22 protein-coding genes and 1 riboswitch are annotated in these 18,374 nt (G+C 34.7%); of the genes, 18 read left to right on the top strand and 4 right to left on the bottom strand.

All coding sequences use genetic code 11. The annotated features are described in order from the left end of the window. Nucleotides 1–46 precede the first annotated feature (46 nt). The 6 genes from ACN5L8_RS05825 to ACN5L8_RS05800 all read left to right on the top strand — a co-directional run bounded on the left by ACN5L8_RS05825 (nt 47) and on the right by ACN5L8_RS05800 (nt 2,985). Nucleotides 47–517, top strand: a complete 471-nt coding sequence (locus tag ACN5L8_RS05825; RefSeq protein ID WP_419172576.1) for a hypothetical protein — start codon at nt 47–49, stop codon at nt 515–517. A gap of 90 nt (nt 518–607) precedes the next feature. Continuing rightward, nucleotides 608–982: a hypothetical protein gene (locus ACN5L8_RS05820; RefSeq protein WP_419172575.1), complete on the top strand. Its 375-nt coding sequence runs from the start codon at nt 608–610 to the stop codon at nt 980–982. A gap of 43 nt (nt 983–1,025) precedes the next feature. After that, nucleotides 1,026–1,796 (top strand): HupE/UreJ family protein, encoded by a 771-nt coding sequence (locus ACN5L8_RS05815; protein WP_419172574.1) that lies wholly within the window; start codon nt 1,026–1,028, stop codon nt 1,794–1,796. Between the two features lie 9 nt (nt 1,797–1,805). Next, on the top strand, nt 1,806–2,165 hold the full coding sequence (locus tag ACN5L8_RS05810; RefSeq protein ID WP_334679016.1) for a DUF6488 family protein: 360 nt from the start codon (nt 1,806–1,808) through the stop codon (nt 2,163–2,165). A gap of 1 nt (nt 2,166) precedes the next feature. After that, entirely contained in the window at nt 2,167–2,505 is a 339-nt protein-coding gene (locus tag ACN5L8_RS05805; protein ID WP_419172573.1) for a hypothetical protein, read from the top strand. Nucleotides 2,506–2,757: 252 nt separating this feature from the next. Further along, nucleotides 2,758–2,985 (top strand): hypothetical protein, encoded by a 228-nt coding sequence (locus tag ACN5L8_RS05800; protein ID WP_419172572.1) that lies wholly within the window; start codon nt 2,758–2,760, stop codon nt 2,983–2,985. Between the two features lie 29 nt (nt 2,986–3,014). Here ACN5L8_RS05800 and ACN5L8_RS05795 read toward each other — a convergent pair whose 3' ends face one another. Beyond that, entirely contained in the window at nt 3,015–3,911 is an 897-nt protein-coding gene (locus ACN5L8_RS05795) for a LysR substrate-binding domain-containing protein (protein ID WP_115361219.1), read from the bottom strand. A 121-nt stretch (nt 3,912–4,032) separates the two neighbouring features. On the opposite strand from ACN5L8_RS05795, the gene mbhE reads away from it, so the two are divergent. The 7 genes from mbhE to mnhG are packed head-to-tail and all read left to right on the top strand — an operon-like array spanning nt 4,033 to nt 9,282. After that, nucleotides 4,033–6,168, top strand: coding sequence for a hydrogen gas-evolving membrane-bound hydrogenase subunit E (mbhE, locus tag ACN5L8_RS05790; protein WP_419172571.1), 2,136 nt, complete (start codon nt 4,033–4,035; stop codon nt 6,166–6,168). After that, a complete protein-coding gene (locus tag ACN5L8_RS05785) occupies nt 6,161–6,586 on the top strand; it encodes an MnhB domain-containing protein (RefSeq protein WP_334679019.1) in 426 nt (141 codons plus the stop codon). The genes mbhE and ACN5L8_RS05785 overlap by 8 nt, the downstream gene beginning before the upstream one ends. Before the next feature lies 1 nt (nt 6,587). Continuing rightward, entirely contained in the window at nt 6,588–6,905 is a 318-nt protein-coding gene (locus ACN5L8_RS05780) for an NADH-quinone oxidoreductase subunit K (RefSeq protein WP_120404370.1), read from the top strand. After that, the gene (locus ACN5L8_RS05775) at nt 6,905–8,377 is read left to right on the top strand and encodes a complex I subunit 5 family protein (protein WP_419172570.1); all 1,473 of its coding nucleotides are present in this window, start codon (nt 6,905–6,907) and stop codon (nt 8,375–8,377) included. The genes ACN5L8_RS05780 and ACN5L8_RS05775 overlap by 1 nt, the downstream gene beginning before the upstream one ends. A gap of 10 nt (nt 8,378–8,387) precedes the next feature. Then, nucleotides 8,388–8,711, top strand: coding sequence for a Na+/H+ antiporter subunit E (locus ACN5L8_RS05770; protein WP_115361208.1), 324 nt, complete (start codon nt 8,388–8,390; stop codon nt 8,709–8,711). Next, nucleotides 8,708–8,977 (top strand): monovalent cation/H+ antiporter complex subunit F, encoded by a 270-nt coding sequence (locus ACN5L8_RS05765; protein WP_419172569.1) that lies wholly within the window; start codon nt 8,708–8,710, stop codon nt 8,975–8,977. The genes ACN5L8_RS05770 and ACN5L8_RS05765 overlap by 4 nt, the downstream gene beginning before the upstream one ends. Then, complete coding sequence (gene mnhG / locus ACN5L8_RS05760; protein WP_419172568.1) at nt 8,974–9,282, top strand: monovalent cation/H(+) antiporter subunit G; 309 nt, start codon at nt 8,974–8,976, stop codon at nt 9,280–9,282. Before ACN5L8_RS05765 ends, mnhG begins: the two co-directional genes overlap by 4 nt. Here the strand turns inward: mnhG and ACN5L8_RS05755 are convergent. Continuing rightward, nucleotides 9,279–11,027, bottom strand: coding sequence for a cystathionine beta-synthase (locus ACN5L8_RS05755; RefSeq protein WP_419172567.1), 1,749 nt, complete (start codon nt 11,025–11,027; stop codon nt 9,279–9,281). The two genes, mnhG and ACN5L8_RS05755, sit on opposite strands and share 4 nt — an antisense overlap. A 254-nt stretch (nt 11,028–11,281) precedes the next feature. On the opposite strand from ACN5L8_RS05755, the gene ACN5L8_RS05750 reads away from it, so the two are divergent. After that, nucleotides 11,282–12,259, top strand: a complete 978-nt coding sequence (locus ACN5L8_RS05750; protein WP_419172566.1) for a type II secretion system protein — start codon at nt 11,282–11,284, stop codon at nt 12,257–12,259. A gap of 25 nt (nt 12,260–12,284) precedes the next feature. Here the strand turns inward: ACN5L8_RS05750 and ACN5L8_RS05745 are convergent, their stop codons facing one another. Beyond that, nucleotides 12,285–14,324, bottom strand: a complete 2,040-nt coding sequence (locus tag ACN5L8_RS05745) for a TonB-dependent receptor (RefSeq protein ID WP_419172565.1) — start codon at nt 14,322–14,324, stop codon at nt 12,285–12,287. Further along, nucleotides 14,315–14,428: riboswitch (TPP riboswitch) on the bottom strand. Its footprint overlaps the gene before it by 10 nt. A gap of 77 nt (nt 14,429–14,505) precedes the next feature. Between ACN5L8_RS05745 and ACN5L8_RS05740 the strand changes: the two genes are divergently transcribed. Continuing rightward, on the top strand, nt 14,506–15,009 hold the full coding sequence (locus tag ACN5L8_RS05740; RefSeq protein ID WP_419172564.1) for a GrpB family protein: 504 nt from the start codon (nt 14,506–14,508) through the stop codon (nt 15,007–15,009). 67 nt (nt 15,010–15,076) lie between these two features. Next, nucleotides 15,077–16,390: a M23 family metallopeptidase gene (locus ACN5L8_RS05735; protein WP_162929540.1), complete on the top strand. Its 1,314-nt coding sequence runs from the start codon at nt 15,077–15,079 to the stop codon at nt 16,388–16,390. Here the strand turns inward: ACN5L8_RS05735 and ACN5L8_RS05730 are convergent. Then, entirely contained in the window at nt 16,387–17,226 is an 840-nt protein-coding gene (locus tag ACN5L8_RS05730; RefSeq protein ID WP_419172563.1) for an MBL fold metallo-hydrolase, read from the bottom strand. The two genes, ACN5L8_RS05735 and ACN5L8_RS05730, sit on opposite strands and share 4 nt — an antisense overlap. A gap of 78 nt (nt 17,227–17,304) precedes the next feature. On the opposite strand from ACN5L8_RS05730, the gene ACN5L8_RS05725 reads away from it, so the two are divergent. Continuing rightward, nucleotides 17,305–17,646 (top strand): MerR family transcriptional regulator, encoded by a 342-nt coding sequence (locus tag ACN5L8_RS05725; RefSeq protein WP_334679027.1) that lies wholly within the window; start codon nt 17,305–17,307, stop codon nt 17,644–17,646. Nucleotides 17,647–17,662: 16 nt separating this feature from the next. After that, nucleotides 17,663–18,373: a cyclase family protein gene (locus tag ACN5L8_RS05720; protein ID WP_419172562.1), complete on the top strand. Its 711-nt coding sequence runs from the start codon at nt 17,663–17,665 to the stop codon at nt 18,371–18,373. Nucleotide 18,374: the final 1 nt, after the last annotated feature.

The raw sequence follows: 18,374 nt of genomic DNA, 5'->3' as shown, positions 1-18,374 counted from the left end.
TCATTTATGGCGCCATTACAAAAAAGTTCTAATCAAAGGGGAAAGTATGATTATCGATTTAAATGACTATATTAAAAATAAAACTAAGGTTTATTCTTTAGAAAGCGGTGTTGGTGAAATTACTAATATCTTCAAAATGTATGATGGTATTAGTGACTTTTTTGAAATTAGATTCGAAAAAGAGGGGATTACAAAATTTATCTCAATTTCTCATTTAGAAGATATTCGTATCGCTACTTGTGAAAACAAACTACAGCAGGCTTTGATCAATCTAGAAAAGAAGATCAATTGTAATGAATTTGATTTCAATCTTGATTATCATAACCATGAAGTTACAAGACTTGATTTGATTTACATTATCAATACGATTGCTAAGTTAACAAATCAAAAAGTTTTAAGTTTACAAGATAAAGACATGCTTGAGTGCTGTGTTGATAGTCTTGTTCATGAAGTTTCTCATACATATGAGACATCAATGAAAAATGCACAGGGTATCGTAAGCGGTCACATGTGCTAATGATTAATACCTCTCGGTAATGACGCAATTATTCCTTATAAAGGGCTTTACTTCTTTACTATATATTAAGAATTCTATTAAAATAGCTAGGTGGTGAAGCTTTATTTAAATATATTTATACTGATAATTTGTCTGTGTGTTCAGGCAAAGGCACTTGCTTCTATTTATGATGGGGTTAGTTCGGTTGATCAACATCTAATTAAATATCAAAATATTAACCAAACTCATCATGATAATATTGATGATGAACCCCATACTCATTCACATAAACACTCTGAAGATGGTGAAGAGCACGAGCATCACCATGGTACGAGAAAAATCTCTAACTCAGAATTTCAAATATATAATCTTTCTAAGATAAGCTTTACGACTCCATTTCTCGAAGTCAATAAAAGTACATTCTTGGAAAAAAGCCTCGTTTCAAAATTCTTACCTAATAACTTGTTTAAGCCTCCTATTTGTTAAAAAAATAACGATTCATTTTTATATTTTTTTACTAGGAGAATTAATGTCTAAGTTAATACGCGGATTTGTGCCTCTTCTTTTTTCTGCAAATCTATTTGCACACGGAATTAGTGAAGAAGCAAAACAGGCCATGATAGATGGTGGCCTATTAAGATATGTTTGGCTTGGTGCTGAGCATATGATTACAGGATATGACCACTTACTTTTCTTATTTGGGGTTATCTTCTTTTTAAAAACATTTAAAGATATTGTGCGATTTATAAGTATTTTTACACTCGGTCACAGTATTACTTTAATCTTTGCAACCTTTATGGGGATTACAGCTAATTATTGGTTAGTTGATGCTGTTATTGCTATTTCTGTTATTTACAAGGGATTTGATAATAATAAAGGCTTTCAAGAATACTTTGGAATGAATAAGTCGCCAAGTTTATTGTGGATGGTTTTTATCTTCGGTCTAATACACGGATTTGGCCTTTCTACTCGTTTACAACAACTTCCTCTGGGAGAAAAGGGAAGTGGTATGCTAATGCGAATTATTTCTTTTAATGTTGGGGTTGAACTTGGGCAGATCGTGGCCCTTGCGATTATGCTTTTGATTATCACACAATTACGTCGTCATCATATGTTTAAAAGGCTCTCACGAGTATTTAATGATGGGATAATGCTAGCAGGTTTCATGCTTCTTCTAATGCAATTACATGGCTATCTTCATACCTCTGGGCCAGATGAGTTTGGCTTTAGTGAAGACAATCATATACACCACCATATGAAATTAGAAAATGAGCAAGAATATCAACATGATAATTTATAAGGAGAAAATATGAAAAAACTATCACTTTTAATTCTACTTTGTGTAAGTAGTTTGACATTTGCAGGAACTGGTCATTCACATGGTCATGGACATTCTCATGGCCATAGTCACTCTCATAAAAAGGTTTCAATCTCTAAAGAAAAGAGTAAAGAAGTTGGGAAGTATCATATGCTAAGACTTATTAGTTCTGGCAAGATTGATAAGTCATGGAAGGCTGCAAATTATGATACATCAGTAAAGAAAGAATTTGGTAAGAAGACTGAATGGGTTGTTACATTTAATAATGAAAAAGGTGTAAAAGGTAAGAAGCTTTATATCTTTTTAAAACTAACAGGTGAGTTTGTTGCAGCAAACTTTACGGGGAAGTAATATGTGGTTAGCAATAGGAAAGACAGTAGTTGCGGCTATTTTAATTAGTTTTGTTTCGTGGTTATCAGGTAAGAAAACTGGATTGGCCGGCTTTATTACGGCCCTTCCCTTAACAACATTACTTGCATTAGCGTTTTCTCATTTAGAGTGGGGAGATTCAAGTCAGTCTGTTGAATATGCAAAAAGTGTATTCGTTGCAATTCCTGTCTCTCTATTATTCTTTGTTCCATTTCTTTTGGCACAAAAGTTTAATCTAGGGTTTTGGAGTTGTTATTCAAGCGGTATTGTTCTCTTGGGTGTAGGCTACTTTGTTCACACTTACGTTGTAAAATTCTTCTAAAGACATATCACAGAGGGAGATTAACATTCTCCCTCTTTTTTCTTGCTCAAATCACTCCAGTAATGAATGAATCCTTTATACAATCATAATATTTTCTAACAGTTTGTGTTAAGAGCCTGTTATTATTCATAAGTAAATTAAAGTTGAAAAAATTACTATTGAATAAATTAATACATCCTATTGGCAATATATATTTTATTGAAGTGACTTGTTCCTGTATATTAAGACAAGGTATAAACAAAGGAGCATTTAATGAGTGCCAACGAAATCATTTTCTTACTTTCGTGCTTAGCTGTGATCGGAGTGTATATTTCGATACAAAAATTTATTAAAGTAAGATCATCGAAACGAGACTATCGTATTAATGCCGGAAAAATGAATAAAAGAGAAGATAAGAACAAAGGCGTTACGGCCGATCATTTAGTGGCAAAAAAGAAAAACGAACAATTGTCTAATGCAGACAAGTACAAAAAGGCTTAACAGTTAAAAATATGAGGCTATGATTTTAATTAACGTAGCCTCATTCTCTCAAAGTTCTGCTTAAGAATGAAGTCCAATGCAGGATTCTCAATAATTCTCTTACTATATATCAAATAATAACTTGTCGTTACACCTTTCAGGTTCCCAATTTTTACAAGCTTCTTATCGTTTACGAGATCTTTTGTAATGAAACTAGGTAAGAAGATTAGACCATCGCCTCGTGTTGCTAAGATTCTTTGAAGTGAAGTATCTTGAGTTTCTGCAATAATCTTTGGCCTAACACCTTTTTCATGCATGAAATATTCCACATCGCTTCTAATTTTTGAATGGGAAGTAGGAACAATGCAAGGTGCACCATCAAGTGATTTAGGAAAGCCTTTCTTTAAATGTTCATATTCAGCTGAAGCGTAGACACTAATTTGTTTTGTTAATATCTTTTTGGAAAAGATATTATGTCTTTCTAGCTTGTTAATTTCTTGATCCGATATCATGACTTCGATTTGATGTGTCTTTAACTGCCTTAACAGTTCATCAGGAGATCCTTCGTAAATTGAAAGGAAGCATCCAGTCTTACGATGGGCCAAGTCAACAATGTCACATATTAAGTGTTTAGGTATACTATCAAGCGCACCAATACTTAGGTGAATCTCATTAGTAAACACCTTGTCATCAATTAACTCTATTAACTCTTGACCTAGTGAATTTATCTTAGAGGCGTACTCGAGTACAACTTTTCCAGGCCCCGTTAATACCATTTTTCTTCTTTTACGTTCAAAGAGCTGTACACCCAAGTATTCCTCTAGGTTTTTTAGTTGAGTACTTAAGGCGGGTTGTCCAACCTTTAAAACCTCTGAAGCTTTAGATATACTACCTTGTCTGGCGATTTCTCTGAAGTATATAAGATGATGATAATTAATCCATTTCATACTTAACCTTTTATTAATTTTTTCAATACTAAAGATTATTTTTATATATTTTATTAATATCTTATAATGCTGTTAAAATCAAATTCGTAAGTTTGTACGAAGGAACACATTGAAAATACTAATGGATAATTTATTTTCAGCTACAAGTATAGATAACTTATTTGGTACTCTTGTTGCCATAATAGGGGTAGGGGTTTTTCTATATAGTTACTTTTACATGAAGAGCTATTCTTCTCGAGTTAAAACTGTTTTTTATACATCCCTTACTCTTTTTACTATTTCAATGTTTGGAATTATATATTCCGCAAACCTATTATTACTTTATTTATTTTGGGAAATGACAAGTGTTACTTCGTTCTTCTTGATTGGACTTAAGAATGAAGATTCACAAGTTAAGGAGAAGGCAAAGTGGGCCCTCTATACTACTGTTGGAGGAGGACTCTTTCTTCTGGCCGGAATAATGATGACTTCTCAAATAGGGATGGAATCCGGTTTAACATTTTTTGAATCTCTTCACTTACCAACGTTATTTAAGGTTACAAACTTTCATCAACATGAATATTTTAACTTATCACTTTTTGCAATATTTATAGGAATTGCTTCAAAATCTGCTCTCTTCCCATTCTCTTATTGGCTACCACTGGCCATGGCCGGGCCGACTCCTGTTAGTAGTTTTCTACACTCAGCGACTATGGTAAAAGCCGGATTGCTATTAGGTGTTAAAATATTTCCATTATTTTCTCAAAGTATTCTATGGCAAGACCTATTTGTATATTCAGGTGTCATTACTGTTCTATATGGTGGATTTCAATGCCTTTTACAGGGTAATTTTAAGACCATGTTGGCATACTCAACTATCTGTATCCTCGGTATGCTAGCTATTCTACTTGGACTTGCTAGTGATTACTCTATGATAAGTTTTGTATTACTCGTTGTAGCGCATGCTTTTTATAAAGCGGGCCTATTTCAATTTGTCGGCTATTTTGCAAAAGCTTACAATACGATGGAGCGTGAAGCTCTTATTAATAGTGAGAATAAAAGTATCCTACCATTCATTATTGCTCTTTTATGTGCCATGAGTATGGTTGGGTTTCCTTTGAGTATCGGTTTTTATGCTAAAGAGTTTATTTATACAACGAGTATTAAATCTGAACTTTTATGGATTGTTACTCCAACTTTCTTTCTAGGTAATCTCTTTATGGGAATTCAAGCAATTAATCTCTTGCGAGTTACTTGGCCTAGAAAGCGTGTCGACAAAGAAAGATCAATTCATGCTAAAGCTTATAAAAGCTTACTGATCTCACCATTATTATATTCATTGATGGCCTTACTAGTTGCGATCGCTCCTAATTTATTTGGTTTAGGTAGTATTTCAGATGGTGTTTTAATTGATACTGGCCTTTTCAACGACAATACACATATTAAGTTATGGCATGGGTTTGAATATCCTTACAATATTGTTCTTATCTTAAGTCTTATAACAATTCTAGGAAGTATTTCAGGAAGCTTTATCCTCGATAAGTACTTTGTAAGTTTTGATCGATTATCTCAAAAGTATTCTGAATTTAGTCCATGGCCGAAGCTTGTAAAAGCTCTTCATTGTACACTTGATATATTCAAAAAGATGAACTCTCTTATGGTAAATGGAGACTTTGCTCACTATATAAGATGTACGGTTGGATTCCTTGCAATACTTACTATAAGTACTCAATTTGGAATATCAAATATAAGTATCCCTGAGATAGACGTTACACTTTCCAAGGCCTTATGTTTAGCTGGTGTTCTAGGAGGTCTTATTTTTGCATACTTAAGTCGTTCTGATATTAAAGCAATCCTTTACTTTGTTATATCAGGTTTCTTCCTAGTCGTATTCTTTGGTTATCATAGTGCCGCTGATGTGAGTATGACACAGCTAATGGTTGAAACACTTTCTCTCTTCTTTGTATTCTTTTTGATAAAGGCCGTACCGATTAATGGAGATAATTATAGGCGAAATATAAAACTCAAAAATTTCATCGTAGCATTACTTTTTGGTTTATCTCTATGGTTATTTGCAATAGCAAATCGCATGAAGTTTGATTTGAGTGCTAGTCGATACTTTTTTGAAAACTCAAAGATTCTTGCAAAAGGGGAGAATGTCGTAAACGTTATCTTAGTGGATTATCGAGCGATGGATACTTTTGGAGAAGTTCTAGTTGTTGCTATTGCAATCATTGGTGTTTTAGCGATCTTCTCAAAGCGAGGTAAACGTGAATGAATCTTTAATTCGAGGAAGTTTTAAAGTCGTTTGTCCGCTTTTAGGAATACTTTCGTTTATCTTTCTTTTAAGAGGACATGATCTTCCTGGTGGAGGTTTTATTGGTGGGCTACTTATGTCTTTAGCTTTGATCCTTCACATCATTGCCCGAAGTGAATCAAGAACTAAGATGTGGTTGAACGATAATTATTCTTCAATCGTTGCCATTTGTATTCTATTGCTAGTACTTGTCTTCATCACACCAATGTTTATTGGTAAGTCCGGTTTAAGTGCTATATGGACTAAGATACCTTTTCCTATCGCTGGAAAAGTAAGTTCGGTTCTACTATTTGATTCAATTGTTTTTGCAATTGTTTCTACTAGTACAACAATGGCCTATGTGAAATTTGTCGACTTTTCAAAGAGGAATAAACAATAAGATGACATTTATAGTTGGTTGTATATTCATTGTAGTAGGTTTGCTTTTCTTGTTAAAGAATACATGGGTAAATTGTATCTTTGCTATTATTACTTTAGGAAATGGTGCAAACCTTATTATATTTTCTATAGGTAATGTTTTGGCCCATGGCTATCCTTTTAATGGTGAAGGGGAGGCATTCTCTACTGTACGTTTTGCTGATCCATTGACTCAAGCACTCGTCTTAACAGCAATCGTTATTTCATTTGCAACTCTTTGTTTTGTGATTTCTTTAGTAAAGAAAATTAATGATGTTCGCAAAGAAGAGGAGGCACAATAATGATAGATAATATTTTTATTATATTATTAATGCTACCAATGATCTCGGCATCATTATCTCTTTTATTTAAAAGATCAGATAAATTACGAACTATATTTACAAATATATTCTCATTAATTTATTTCGCATTAGCAGGATACTTTCTCTTCTCTTTTCAAGAGCCTTCTACATTTGTTGCTGGTAGTTGGGAGAGTGGAATAGGTATCAGTCTTAGTTATGATCTCTTTTCTGGAGTGATGATTTTTGTAATTGGGGCGATTTACTTCACTGGTGCATTATATGCTTATCCTGGTGTGACAGTAGAAAGAAATAAGGTCTATCACTTTCTTTATAATACTCTTTTTTTAGGATTAACTGGTGCATTTCTTACTAGAGATCTTTTTAACTTATTTGTATGGTTTGAAATTACTTTAATGAGTAGTTATGTTCTCGTCGTTCTTGATGGGAATACGAAGCGACTTAAAAGTGGTTTTAAGTATATTGTTCTTAATTTCTTAAGTGGTCTGATCTTTCTTATTTCTATCGCTTTCATCTATAAGTTTACTAAAACTTTAGACTTTCAGGTTCTAAATGAAAGACTATCACTTTTATATACTAATGATCCTGGCTTAGTACGATCTCTTGCGATCTCCCTATTTGGAGCATTTGCTATTAAATCTGCTTTTTTCCCTCTGTTTTTTTGGTTACCAGAAAGTTACCCGAAGTTATCACCTGGTTTAAGTGGCGTGTTGGCAGGTCTGCTTACTAAGCTTGGGCTATATGCAATGATGAGAATCTTTGGACAGGTCTTTCCAGCAGATTTACAATTATTTTGGATCATTCTTATTTTATCAATTCTCACTCTTTTAATAGGGGTATGGTGCGCAGTTGTTCAAAATAAATTAAGAGAAATTTTAAGTTATCATATTATAAGCCAGGTCGGTTTTATAGGTGTAGGTGTCAGTTTCAGTATTCATCCTAATATTGCAATTAAGAATCTCGCATTGGCCTGTGCTCTTTTTTATATTTTTCACCATATTATAGTTAAGACAAATCTCTTTTTTGTTTCTGGATTGGTAAAGAATTTTACTGCATCAGAGAAGATATCAAAACTCGGAGGGCTCTTTAAAGCATCTCCATTGATATCAATTCTCTTTATGATTCCAGCGGCGAGTCTAATTGGAATCCCACCATTTTCTGGTTTCTGGGCAAAGTTAGGGCTATTTAAGATCGCTGTGGAAAGCAGGCTCATATGGATAATTTTACCAATGATCATAGGGAGCTTTTTTACTCTCTATAGTATGGTCAAGATATGGAGTGGGGTTTTCTGGGGTGAAGAACAAGAGTCAATTGATACTCTTTCAAGATCATCAATTATACGATCTTATATTTCTTGTTTTTTACTTTGTTTATTCACTTTAGTCTTAAGTTTTAACCCTCTTCTAATTTTTCGCTTAGCAAGAGATGTCGCAAGACTAGGACTAGGCTATTAACGGGGTATTTATGAAGTTATGGTATATATTACAATTCGTTGTACTCTATCTTTGGGACTTGTCTTTAGGAGCATTAAGAGTAGCTCAGGACGTCATTACGCCTAAAGACTTATCTTCACCTGGGATAATAAAGTTTCCTTTAGAGGTTAAGACTGATTTTGAAATAGCATTGCTATCAAATCTTATTACATTCTCACCGGGAACAATGGTTATTGATTTGGCACCTGATAATTCATATTTATATATTCACATGATGTTTTTAGAAAATGAAGAAGATGCCATTAAAGAGTTTAAAGAACAAATTGAAAGTCGAGTTCTAAGGATTTTACGATGAGTATACTAATGATGATCTCAACAGGTATTATCATTCTAACCTGCTTATTGCTTTTTTTTGAAGCTGTAAAAGAAAGGGATGTGCTTGTTAAAGTATTAGCTTTTGACTTGATTGGTGTGACTGGTGTTAGTCTTTTTCTTATGCTTTATACAAATAATAGAAATCCTTTCTTCTTAAATATTGCCCAGTTAATAGCAATTGTTGGATTTGTGACTGCACTTGTTTTTGCATTTTACTTATCTGAAATGAGTAAGGAGGATAAATGATACAGCTTATAGGAGAAATTTTAATTTTTTTAGGCTCTATATTTGTATTCCTTGCAGTAGTGGGATTTATTAAGATGCCAGATTTTTATATGAAGTTACAAGCTGCTAGTAAAGCGTCTGCTTTTGGTGCTGCTCTTGTTCTGATTGGTTCAAGTTTAATTATTCCAGACTTAAATTTTGTAATTACAAATTTTACACTCTTTATTTTCTTATTAATTACAACGCCAATTGCTACACATGCCTTGGCGTATGCGAAGAAAAAAAGAATGAGTAGTAGAGAAAGCGAGGCTTGGCCTCGCTCTTAGTATGACTCTTTAACGAATCTTTTGAATACTTCTTTGTGTTTTGCGAGATTAAAATCTGCTGCTACAGATACTCGTACAATATAGTCTTTGTCACTTTCCTTAGTAGTTCCTTGAGTTGATGTGGCAGGAACAGTCCAGTAACAACCTTTTAGTTGTCCATAACTCACACAGTGCTTGCTTTCTTCCGGAATAGTGTCAATCATCATACGGATTAACTTGTGATTTAGTTCTCGTTTATGCTCTTCGTTGCGCGCTGGTAGATCAAGAGAGAAGACAGAGGGAGTAAAAGTTGCATCTGCTAATTCATGTGAAACAAAGTTGATCTTTGCTTTTGGTAGTATGTCTTGAATATAATCTACAAAGCCACGAGTGTTGGCATATGCCTTTGCAATTCTTTCGTTCATACCAGGCATTTCACGAGTTAAAATTTGAAGTTGTAAATCAGTTGCTTCGTTGTCACATAATTGTAGATGATTTTCAACGTAACTCATATATTCCGCAGCACTGTCACTTGCAACTGCATATCCTGCAGTACAAAGACCTCCACTTGGAAACTTTGATCCACTAACATATGAAATTACTTTTACATCATTTAGATAGCCGTGATCACCAAAGAATTTAACATTTGGACAAAATGTTTGGTCGAGATTAAAAACAGCGCCAACTGCAGTGGCCCCATCATTAGTGAACCTTGGCTTCTTTAAAGTTTCTCGAAGTTTTATTAAATCAGGTATTTCAACTCGAGGGTTTGTGGGAATTTCCCCAATAATAAAAGGGACAGCATCAGCGTGTGCAACATCTGTTAAAATTCTCTCAAGCTCAGTAACCATATCTTTTCCACTATCTACAGGTAGATCAATGATTTCAACATTGTCGATACAGGCAGCAACACGTCTTGCTTGATCATTGGTACCTCCGTAGCAATTTGGAGGAACGATAAACTTGATGTCTTTTCCAGGATGTTTATCATTAGCAAAGTGGACTTGTCCCATCATGATTGCGTATTGAGCTGATAGGCCACAATTACTAAAGGCCACTTGTGTATTTGAACTTGTAATTTCTTGTATTGTTTTTGTAAGCTCTGACGTGTCTGTTTTTGTTATGCCACGGCCAGCTTCACCTAAAATACCTTTGATTGCTGTTAGGCAATTTTGCGGAGTCATGGCAATTGATTCTCGACGTCTTACATGTTGAATCTCTTTAATATAATCAATATTATTATCATTTATTGAAATGACACTTCCGAGATTATCAAAAAGCGTTACATTTATTTCTGCCTTTTCACTACCATTGATCACTATCGTGGTACCATCAAAGTCTTTTTCCAACTGTTGTGTTTGAATAAAGTCATATTGATAAACACTACTAAAAAGTTCTGAAATAGGCTTTTCACTTACGATTTGGGTTTTCTTTCCTAAGAATTTATTTGCTCTCAGTACTGCAAGGACTGGCATGCTTTGAGAAGAGAATGAAATAACACTTTCTGGATTTAAATTCGATGCCTTGGCGATGGCCCATTCGAGAATACATGAAAGAGGATGGCCTAAGCGAATATAGTCGTAAGCTGTTGGTAATTTTTCTAACTCTTGATTTTCAAAGTTTGTAATCTCTTCAAGCTTTTGAAGAAACTCAACCTTTGCTAGTGACTCATTGTAAATATCGAGTCTATGTGTTGTTAAGCGTAGCCAATCTGAAGGCATATTTTCAATAATTTGCGCTAATTTATCCTTGATTGTCTTATCCATGAGTATGACTCCTTAAATTATATCAACTTTGATGGACCAGTTTACGTTAAAAATATCGATATGTCGGCCTTGTGAAGAAGATTTTATGTATCTTAAAGGGTTAGTGGGATTCGTTGCGTTAGCTAAGATTATTATAGTTCATAATTATAATGGACTTAGTTAATTTTCTTACTTATTTGTTCTGTGATTTCAGAGCCTTAGGTAGCTTTTATGAAACTTGAGTCATGTTATAATGAATTTAAATAGGGATTATTATGAGTTTAAGAAATAGAGGATTTACTTTAGTTGAAATAATGGTTGCGGCAGGCTTAATCGGCATCCTCGCTTTAGCATTAATGCGAATGACCAGTACAAGCATGAAAACCATGAAGACAGCAAGTTCAACTAGTGAAATTAATCAAATCGTAGGGGAGATGAGGTCAATGTTAGCTACTCCCACTGCTTGTGAGAATAGTTTTCAAGGTCTTAATGCTAATGATTCAGGTCCTATCTCACAATTAAGAAATGATACTAATGAAGACCGTTACATTTTAAATAAGAAGTATAATGGTGTGACGATAGAGTCAATTAGACTTAGTTCAGCAGCTAGTGAAGTTAGTGTAAACTCGGGCTCAACTGGTGAGACCCATCTTGTTATTCAATTCAATAAGGGAAAGAATACTTATAGCGAAGAGCTTGTGAAGAAGATTAAGCTATGGGTACAGGTTGACCCTTCAGATGCTATTATTGATTGTCGTACATTGAGTGATGGCGAGAGTACTATCTTTTCAAGAAGTGCCACAGATCCAAATGATATTTATTATAATGCAGGAAATGTTGGTATCGGGACAAATTCACCTGTTACAAAACTTGATGTTAACGGTGGTATTAAAATTGGAAATCAAGCAACGTGTAATGCTTCTGTTGAAGGAACAATGAAGTATAATAGTAGCGATAAGGCCATGGAGTTCTGTGATGGGACGCAATGGAAAAAAGTTGGTGGAACTCCGACTTGTAAGGTTCTTGAAAAAAATCTACCACCAACTCATTCATGTGGTGGAGGTTATTGTGCTATTCAAACTGTAAACTGTGAAGAAGGATGGGTTCGAACAGGTGGTGGTTGTAGTAATAGCTGGTATGATGGCCATCGTATTGTAAAAGACTATCCAGTGGGAAGTGATGGTTGGAGGTGTGTTGCACAGCCCGATAGCCGTATGACCCAAGGGAAAGTTTTTGTGATTTGTTGTCAGTAAAAACTTAGAAGGGGACTTGCCCCTTCTAAAATATATATCTTCCTGTTATTCCAAAGCTTCGTGGCGCCTCTCTTTGAGTATAGAGTTCATCTTGCCAAGTCGGAGGCATATTCGCAAAATAGAATCCACGTAAAGAATAATTTTCGTCAAATACATTCTTGCTCCAAATAGAAATATCTAGACTTTCATTTCTGTATCCAATCTTTGCATCTACTAATTGATATGGACGTGATTTTAAATCGTGTGAGTTTGAAAAATAGAAGTCATCGGATGCAAAGAAGTTTCCTCCAATATAAGCTCCTGACTTAAATTTATACTCAAGATTTAGGTTTATTTGATAGTTTGGGGCATGTGGCATTTGTCGGCCATTTAGGTTTCTTGTTCCGATATTGTAATTACGATATCTCGTGTTTAAAAGTCCAATTGACCATAGTGCATTAAAGCCAAGTTCTTGTTTATAACTTGCTTCAAGTTCTGCTCCGTAGTTAATACCGCTTGTTGCATTATCTGTATAAAAAGTGAATGAGCTTGGGTCCATTGGATCATCTTGAAAAGAAGTCTTAACTTGTGCATCTTCCCTATACATAAAAAAGAGTGCTGTACTTAGTGAGATACGGGAGTCATCTAATTTGGCTTTTTGTCCAACTTCTAAAGAGTAGAGAGATTCTGGCTTAAATTCCTTACGATTCTGTGGCACTGCTGATTGAGTATTAATACCTCCTGGCTTATAGCCTTTTGCTATCTTAAGATAAGCAAGTTCTCCCAACAGGTCTTTTTTAGAGATTGAAATATTAAAACCATACATGAGATCTTCGGTATGAATATTTGAATTTGATCCACTATTATTTTCTTTGTAATCGACCTTTCGGAATTCTCCTCTAAGGCCGTATTCAAGAGATAGCTTATTATTTAAATCATGAATTCTTTGAGCATATACAGAAGCTAATTCAGTTCTAATATCTCCTTGAATATTCTTTCTTTCATTTCCATCTTCGTATCCAACTTCTTTAAAGTCTTCATCTGATGACTTTATATAGATGCCAAAAGTACTTTGATTACTTATATTAAAACGTTGATCAAGCGAGAAGTCTTCGCGACTTCTTGGGAACTTTATATTGTAATCGTAGTCAGCATTATAACCTGGAAGAGAATTCCAATATGGATTATTGCCCCAGTCTTCATCATAGCTATAAAATGAGTCGTTCTTTATATGGGTAAATATTGTGGTACTCATTAAGTTTGCATTAAACTCTTTTTCAATTTTTAGGTATTGAGAGAAAGTTTCACTCTTATCTTTTCCTGGCTTATCAGATTTAGTGGTGTAGGAATTATCCTGTGTAAAAGCATCGTAGCCATTATTCTTATCGAAATAATGAAGCCCGAGGGTTAAAGTCGAGTCATAGAAATCATGTCTAAGGCTTGTCCTTAAAGCAAGTTCATCTTGTCCATTTGTATCTGTGCGATTGAGATACTCATTTTTCATAAATCCATCACTATCTCTTTTATTAAAGGATATGGACATCCCTGTATTTGTAGAAAGCATACCGGTGTAACTTAATGCTTCTTCAAAGGTATTAAACGACTCATATGATAGATAGGTTTTAGTCTTAGAGGTTGATGTTGGGTCTTGAGATTTTAAATGAATCATCCCGGCCATTGCAGAAGGTCCAAAGTCTGTTGCCTGAGGCCCACGAAATACTTCAATTTGTGATAAACCATTAAGATTAGTAACACCAGATATTCCTGTGTAGTCGACTTCGTCTACCATTACTCCCACTGAATAATTGGAAATTGCTTCATACGCAGATCTTTCCCCAATTCCTCGAATTTGGAAAAAGCTTGAACGAGAACTTCCATTTGCTGTATTTAGATTTGGTATTATCTTGAAGGCTTGACTCATGTCTGTGCTTAAAGACTTCTGTATGTCCTTCGCTTGACGAACAGAAGTACTATTACTATCGCTATAATAGTCTTTTTCTATAAGTGTTCCATAAATGTAGATGGCATCATTGTTTGTTTGGGCAGTTGTGATTAGTGAAAATAGCACTACGAACAGTAGTCTCATCTGTGTCTCCTTACGCCAGCATTACCTGGATCAAGTTAGAAGGTTTTACGGCCATATCCCGTTATTCTCAGCCACATTTTGGTGTAGCTCCCTTGTGTAAATTTTCTAATGAATACAATATTGATTTTGAATATGCAAATCATTCATGGCCAAAGTTGTAAGCAAAGTGTTAGGTTTGGCCATGGATAAGACAATAGAGTTAGTAGCGTATGATGATTTTTGGTTAAAGGTTTTTGCAAAGGAAGAGGCTGCTCTTGCAAAACTTTTAAGAAATAACTTCATTGGTTGTGAGCATATAGGATCAACTGCGATGCCTAATGTTTTGGCCCGTCCTATTTTAGATATTCTCTGTGTTGTCCATACCCTTGATGGGATTGAATTATTCCGTAATGAATTTATGGCCCATGGCTTCTCTTTAGTTTCAAATGAATCTCAGCAATTTGTATTTGAGCGAAAGGCTCCAGAAGGTGATCGCGTTCTAACAAATGTTAAGATTTTAAAGAAAGGTGATGAAAGGATTAATGATATTCTAGACTTTAGAGACTATCTTAATGCTGAGCCTATGATTGCCACTGAGTATAAGAATGCTAAGCTTAATCTCGTGGAAAATCACTCTAATGACCTCGCTCTTTATGAGGGTATGAAACAAAGATTTATTGAGGCCGTCCTTTCAAAGATTCGCTAATTTTCATTGTATTTCTAATCAAGAAATTTTGGTCTTTTCCGATAAGTTTGCTATGCTTAGAGGTAAGATGTCGAAATTATTTATTAGTTTAATTTTATTGAGTAGTCTCTATGGCTGTAACCAAACCCAACATGTAATTGGGCGTGTTGAGGCATCATCAGAAATGATGATTGCAAGTCCACTTCGCCATGCAAATATTGTTAAAAAAGGTGAGGTTAAAAGAGGACAGGGACTTTATCAGGCCTTGAAAAGTATTGATATCGATAATAAGCAGGCCTTGAAATTAATCAATCAGCTAAGAGATGAAGTTGAGTTTTCAAAGCTTAAAGTGGGTGATCGTCTCGAAGCAACCTATGATGAATTTAATAATCTTATTAAATTTTCTTTTTCTCAAAATGAATATGAAACACATGTCGTAACTCTTAATGAAAATTCTGGAAAATGGGATTATTCATTAGAGGAGTTGGAAACATATTGGCAACCTCGAATGATCGAGGGACAGCTAAAAACAGGATCAACTCTACAAGATGATCTTCTTGCATTAGGTCTTGAAAGATCAGTTGTAAATGAAGTGGTAAATGTTCTTCTATGCAAAGTGAACTTTAGAATGCACGCTCGAGCAGGAGATCGTTATAAAGTTCTTTTAAGTGAAAGAAAACACGATAAAAAAACTGTTCAAACAAAAGTTCTCTTCACATCTTATAGTGGAATCAAGGCCGGTAGCCATGATGCTTATTTCTATGAAGATAAAGAGAAAAGTTCCACTTATACAGCTCATTACACTCCAGATGGACAGGCCCTAATAAATGCTGGCCTAAGATATCCTTTACCGAGACTACATATTCGTTCAAGTTATGGATGGAGAATGCATCCTGTAACAGGAAGAAGAGCAATGCACCGAGGTATTGACCTAAGGGGGCGCACTGGTGAAAGAGTTCATGCAGTGGCCGCAGGAAAGGTCATTATGTCGACTTATAATAAGTATGCAGGAAATAAAATCGCAATTCGCCATCGTGACGGTTCAACTTCTTATTATTATCACCTCAACCGACGAAGTGTTGGAGTTGGTGCCTGGGTTAGGTCTCATCAAGTAATTGGTACTGTTGGAGCAACTGGTCGAGTCACAGGACCTCATCTTCATTTTGGATTTAAAGATCGACGTGGGCGATGGATGAATCCTTTAAATAAACGAATGATTGCAACACCTAAGCTAAAAGGTGAGCGTTTGGCAAATCTTCGTACACAAGTCCAAAAGATAAAAGGAACAATTGCTGATCTAGAAATTAGTAAAGATTCAAAGTATCTTGTTGCTAACTTAGATAAGATTAAGCGTTTTCCTAGTGCAATTGATCGCTTTGACTTTCTTCAAGAAGAAAACTAATCAATCCATTTAGGGTATAGACCAAGTTTATTATGTAAGTAGTAATCATGAGTAGGGATAATGATATAGCCTCTGTCTTGCATCTTCTTTATCTTATCGATCTTTTTTCGAGTTAAGTCTTTATCTGTATCAACGAGAATTGATGATATTGCGGCTTTATTTTGTATTGGCCCCAGCTGCCTCGTCGTCCAAATTGCATCACCAACAAAGAAATACTTCTTATTTTTAGAGTTTAGTATAAGTCCAAGTGAGCCATGTGTATGACCAAATAGAGGAATAAGGATTAGTGTTCCATCACCAAAATAGTCATAATGCTTTTTAAAGTTTAAATAGGACTCTTTTTTCCATTGAAAACTTTGTGTTTTGACGTCTTTAAATTGAGTGGGAAAGGTTCTATTTGCAACGGGGTGTTTTACTTCATGCTCTTCTTCTTTACTAATAATTACTTTTGCATTTGGAAAATCTCGAAGTCCACTCGCATGATCCCAATGAGCATGGGAGAGAATAATACTTTCAATAGTGTATTTATTATTAAGTTGTTTTTTTATTGACTGTTCTTTCTTATAAGCAAAAAGAGGCTTGGCCCACCAAGACATATCATTTTTGAATTGATAATCGACTTCTTCTCCAAGCCCAGTTTCAAATAGAATTGTCTTTCCTTGATGTTGAATAAGAAATCCTGCATGATTTACCATCATTGTTTTAAATAGGCTTCCTTCTTCATAGATAAGTCCTTCAAGGGACTTTGCGGTTCCTGTCTTTATTATTGAAAAGCGTGGATATTCTTCGTTTGCATAGAGATTAATCATGAGGAAAATTGTAATTAATAGTTTCACTTGTATTCCTTTTGTAAGATGATTTACACTAGTATAAACCTTAAACTATACTTTAAGGTCAAGATGAAAGGTTAGCTTATGAAAATTGGTGAATTATCAAAAAAAACAGGTGTCGCAGCCTCTGCCATTCGCTATTATGAAAAGATGGAACTACTTGTTCCTAGACGTGGTGATAATGGTTATCGGGATTACCCAATTGAGGCAGTGGAATTATTGAATTTAATCTCACAGGCCAAGGATTTAGGCTTATCTCTTAATGAGATAAAGACTGTTGCAAAAGTATTGGCCACCAATAATCCTAATGGAAAGTTGAGAAAGCAACTTGAAGATAAGATGCTTGAACTCGATAATCAAATCAAGGTCATTAGGAAGTTTCAAAAGAATATTAGAAATCTTCTGGACTCAAACTGCCCACTTTAAAAAAGAGGAAATACTTATGCCATATATAATCTCTCCATCGATTAAGCTTAACTCAAAAGGTGAGTGGCTTGAGGGAGTCGCTTATGAAAAAGAAAATTTATATAAAATTGAAGAGGGTAAACTTCCTCCAGTGCATTATGATACACATATCTTAAGGCCCCATAGTTTAACTCACATTGAAACACCAAAACATACACAGAAAGAAGGAAAGTCTACGGACTTCTATTTTAAAAATAACCCTAATCACTTCTATGGCCCTTGTCTTGTTATAAAGTTTAAAAATGAAGGTTGGAAGGAATTAGGTGATGGGCTTAAGCAAAAGGTCATTCAAGAAGAAGAGATTAGAGAAAAATTAAAAGGCCATAAAGGAATTAGTAAGGTTTTAATTTCGGTTGAAAATGTACAGGAGAATGAATTTGGTTTTCATGAGCCAAAACATGTATTAACTCTTTCACACGAGGCCGCAAGATATTTAACAAGCTTTGAGAGCTTTAATCTCTTTGGTACCTCATGGAAATCATCCGACTTTATGCCAGGCTCAAGTGAGAGGCCAATTCATAATGAAATCTTTAAGAATGCGTTAATTCTCGAAAATATTAACTTAAATGAGGTTCCAGAAGGAGAGTATTTCATTAACTGTTTTCCACTTAATATGGAAGGCTCTTCTGAATCTCCTGTTACAGCAGTACTTTTTGATAAAAATGATCTGTCGTCTTTTATCAATTAAT

Origin of the sequence: Halobacteriovorax sp. (assembly GCF_048381875.1) — a bacterium.
Taxonomy (GTDB): domain Bacteria; phylum Bdellovibrionota; class Bacteriovoracia; order Bacteriovoracales; family Bacteriovoracaceae; genus Halobacteriovorax_A; species Halobacteriovorax_A vibrionivorans.
The sequence above is the reverse complement of the archived record's forward strand: the minus strand, read 5'-3'. Positions and strand labels throughout refer to the sequence as shown.

What these genes read in the sequence shown, in the direction of transcription:
- ACN5L8_RS05745 (WP_419172565.1), bottom strand. Translation starts at nt 14,324, where the DNA reads ATGAGACTACTGTTCGTAGTGCTATTTTCACTAATCACAACTGCCCAA.
- ACN5L8_RS05735 (WP_162929540.1), top strand. Translation starts at nt 15,077, where the DNA reads ATGTCGAAATTATTTATTAGTTTAATTTTATTGAGTAGTCTCTATGGC.
- ACN5L8_RS05775 (WP_419172570.1), top strand. Translation starts at nt 6,905, where the DNA reads ATGATAGATAATATTTTTATTATATTATTAATGCTACCAATGATCTCG.
- ACN5L8_RS05750 (WP_419172566.1), top strand. Translation starts at nt 11,282, where the DNA reads ATGAGTTTAAGAAATAGAGGATTTACTTTAGTTGAAATAATGGTTGCG.
- ACN5L8_RS05770 (WP_115361208.1), top strand. Translation starts at nt 8,388, where the DNA reads ATGAAGTTATGGTATATATTACAATTCGTTGTACTCTATCTTTGGGAC.
- ACN5L8_RS05795 (WP_115361219.1), bottom strand. Translation starts at nt 3,911, where the DNA reads ATGAAATGGATTAATTATCATCATCTTATATACTTCAGAGAAATCGCC.
- ACN5L8_RS05825 (WP_419172576.1), top strand. Translation starts at nt 47, where the DNA reads ATGATTATCGATTTAAATGACTATATTAAAAATAAAACTAAGGTTTAT.
- mbhE (WP_419172571.1), top strand. Translation starts at nt 4,033, where the DNA reads ATGGATAATTTATTTTCAGCTACAAGTATAGATAACTTATTTGGTACT.
- ACN5L8_RS05780 (WP_120404370.1), top strand. Translation starts at nt 6,588, where the DNA reads ATGACATTTATAGTTGGTTGTATATTCATTGTAGTAGGTTTGCTTTTC.
- ACN5L8_RS05720 (WP_419172562.1), top strand. Translation starts at nt 17,663, where the DNA reads ATGCCATATATAATCTCTCCATCGATTAAGCTTAACTCAAAAGGTGAG.
- mnhG (WP_419172568.1), top strand. Translation starts at nt 8,974, where the DNA reads ATGATACAGCTTATAGGAGAAATTTTAATTTTTTTAGGCTCTATATTT.
- ACN5L8_RS05725 (WP_334679027.1), top strand. Translation starts at nt 17,305, where the DNA reads ATGAAAATTGGTGAATTATCAAAAAAAACAGGTGTCGCAGCCTCTGCC.
- ACN5L8_RS05810 (WP_334679016.1), top strand. Translation starts at nt 1,806, where the DNA reads ATGAAAAAACTATCACTTTTAATTCTACTTTGTGTAAGTAGTTTGACA.
- ACN5L8_RS05765 (WP_419172569.1), top strand. Translation starts at nt 8,708, where the DNA reads ATGAGTATACTAATGATGATCTCAACAGGTATTATCATTCTAACCTGC.
- ACN5L8_RS05805 (WP_419172573.1), top strand. Translation starts at nt 2,167, where the DNA reads ATGTGGTTAGCAATAGGAAAGACAGTAGTTGCGGCTATTTTAATTAGT.
- ACN5L8_RS05815 (WP_419172574.1), top strand. Translation starts at nt 1,026, where the DNA reads ATGTCTAAGTTAATACGCGGATTTGTGCCTCTTCTTTTTTCTGCAAAT.
- ACN5L8_RS05755 (WP_419172567.1), bottom strand. Translation starts at nt 11,027, where the DNA reads ATGGATAAGACAATCAAGGATAAATTAGCGCAAATTATTGAAAATATG.
- ACN5L8_RS05740 (WP_419172564.1), top strand. Translation starts at nt 14,506, where the DNA reads ATGGATAAGACAATAGAGTTAGTAGCGTATGATGATTTTTGGTTAAAG.
- ACN5L8_RS05800 (WP_419172572.1), top strand. Translation starts at nt 2,758, where the DNA reads ATGAGTGCCAACGAAATCATTTTCTTACTTTCGTGCTTAGCTGTGATC.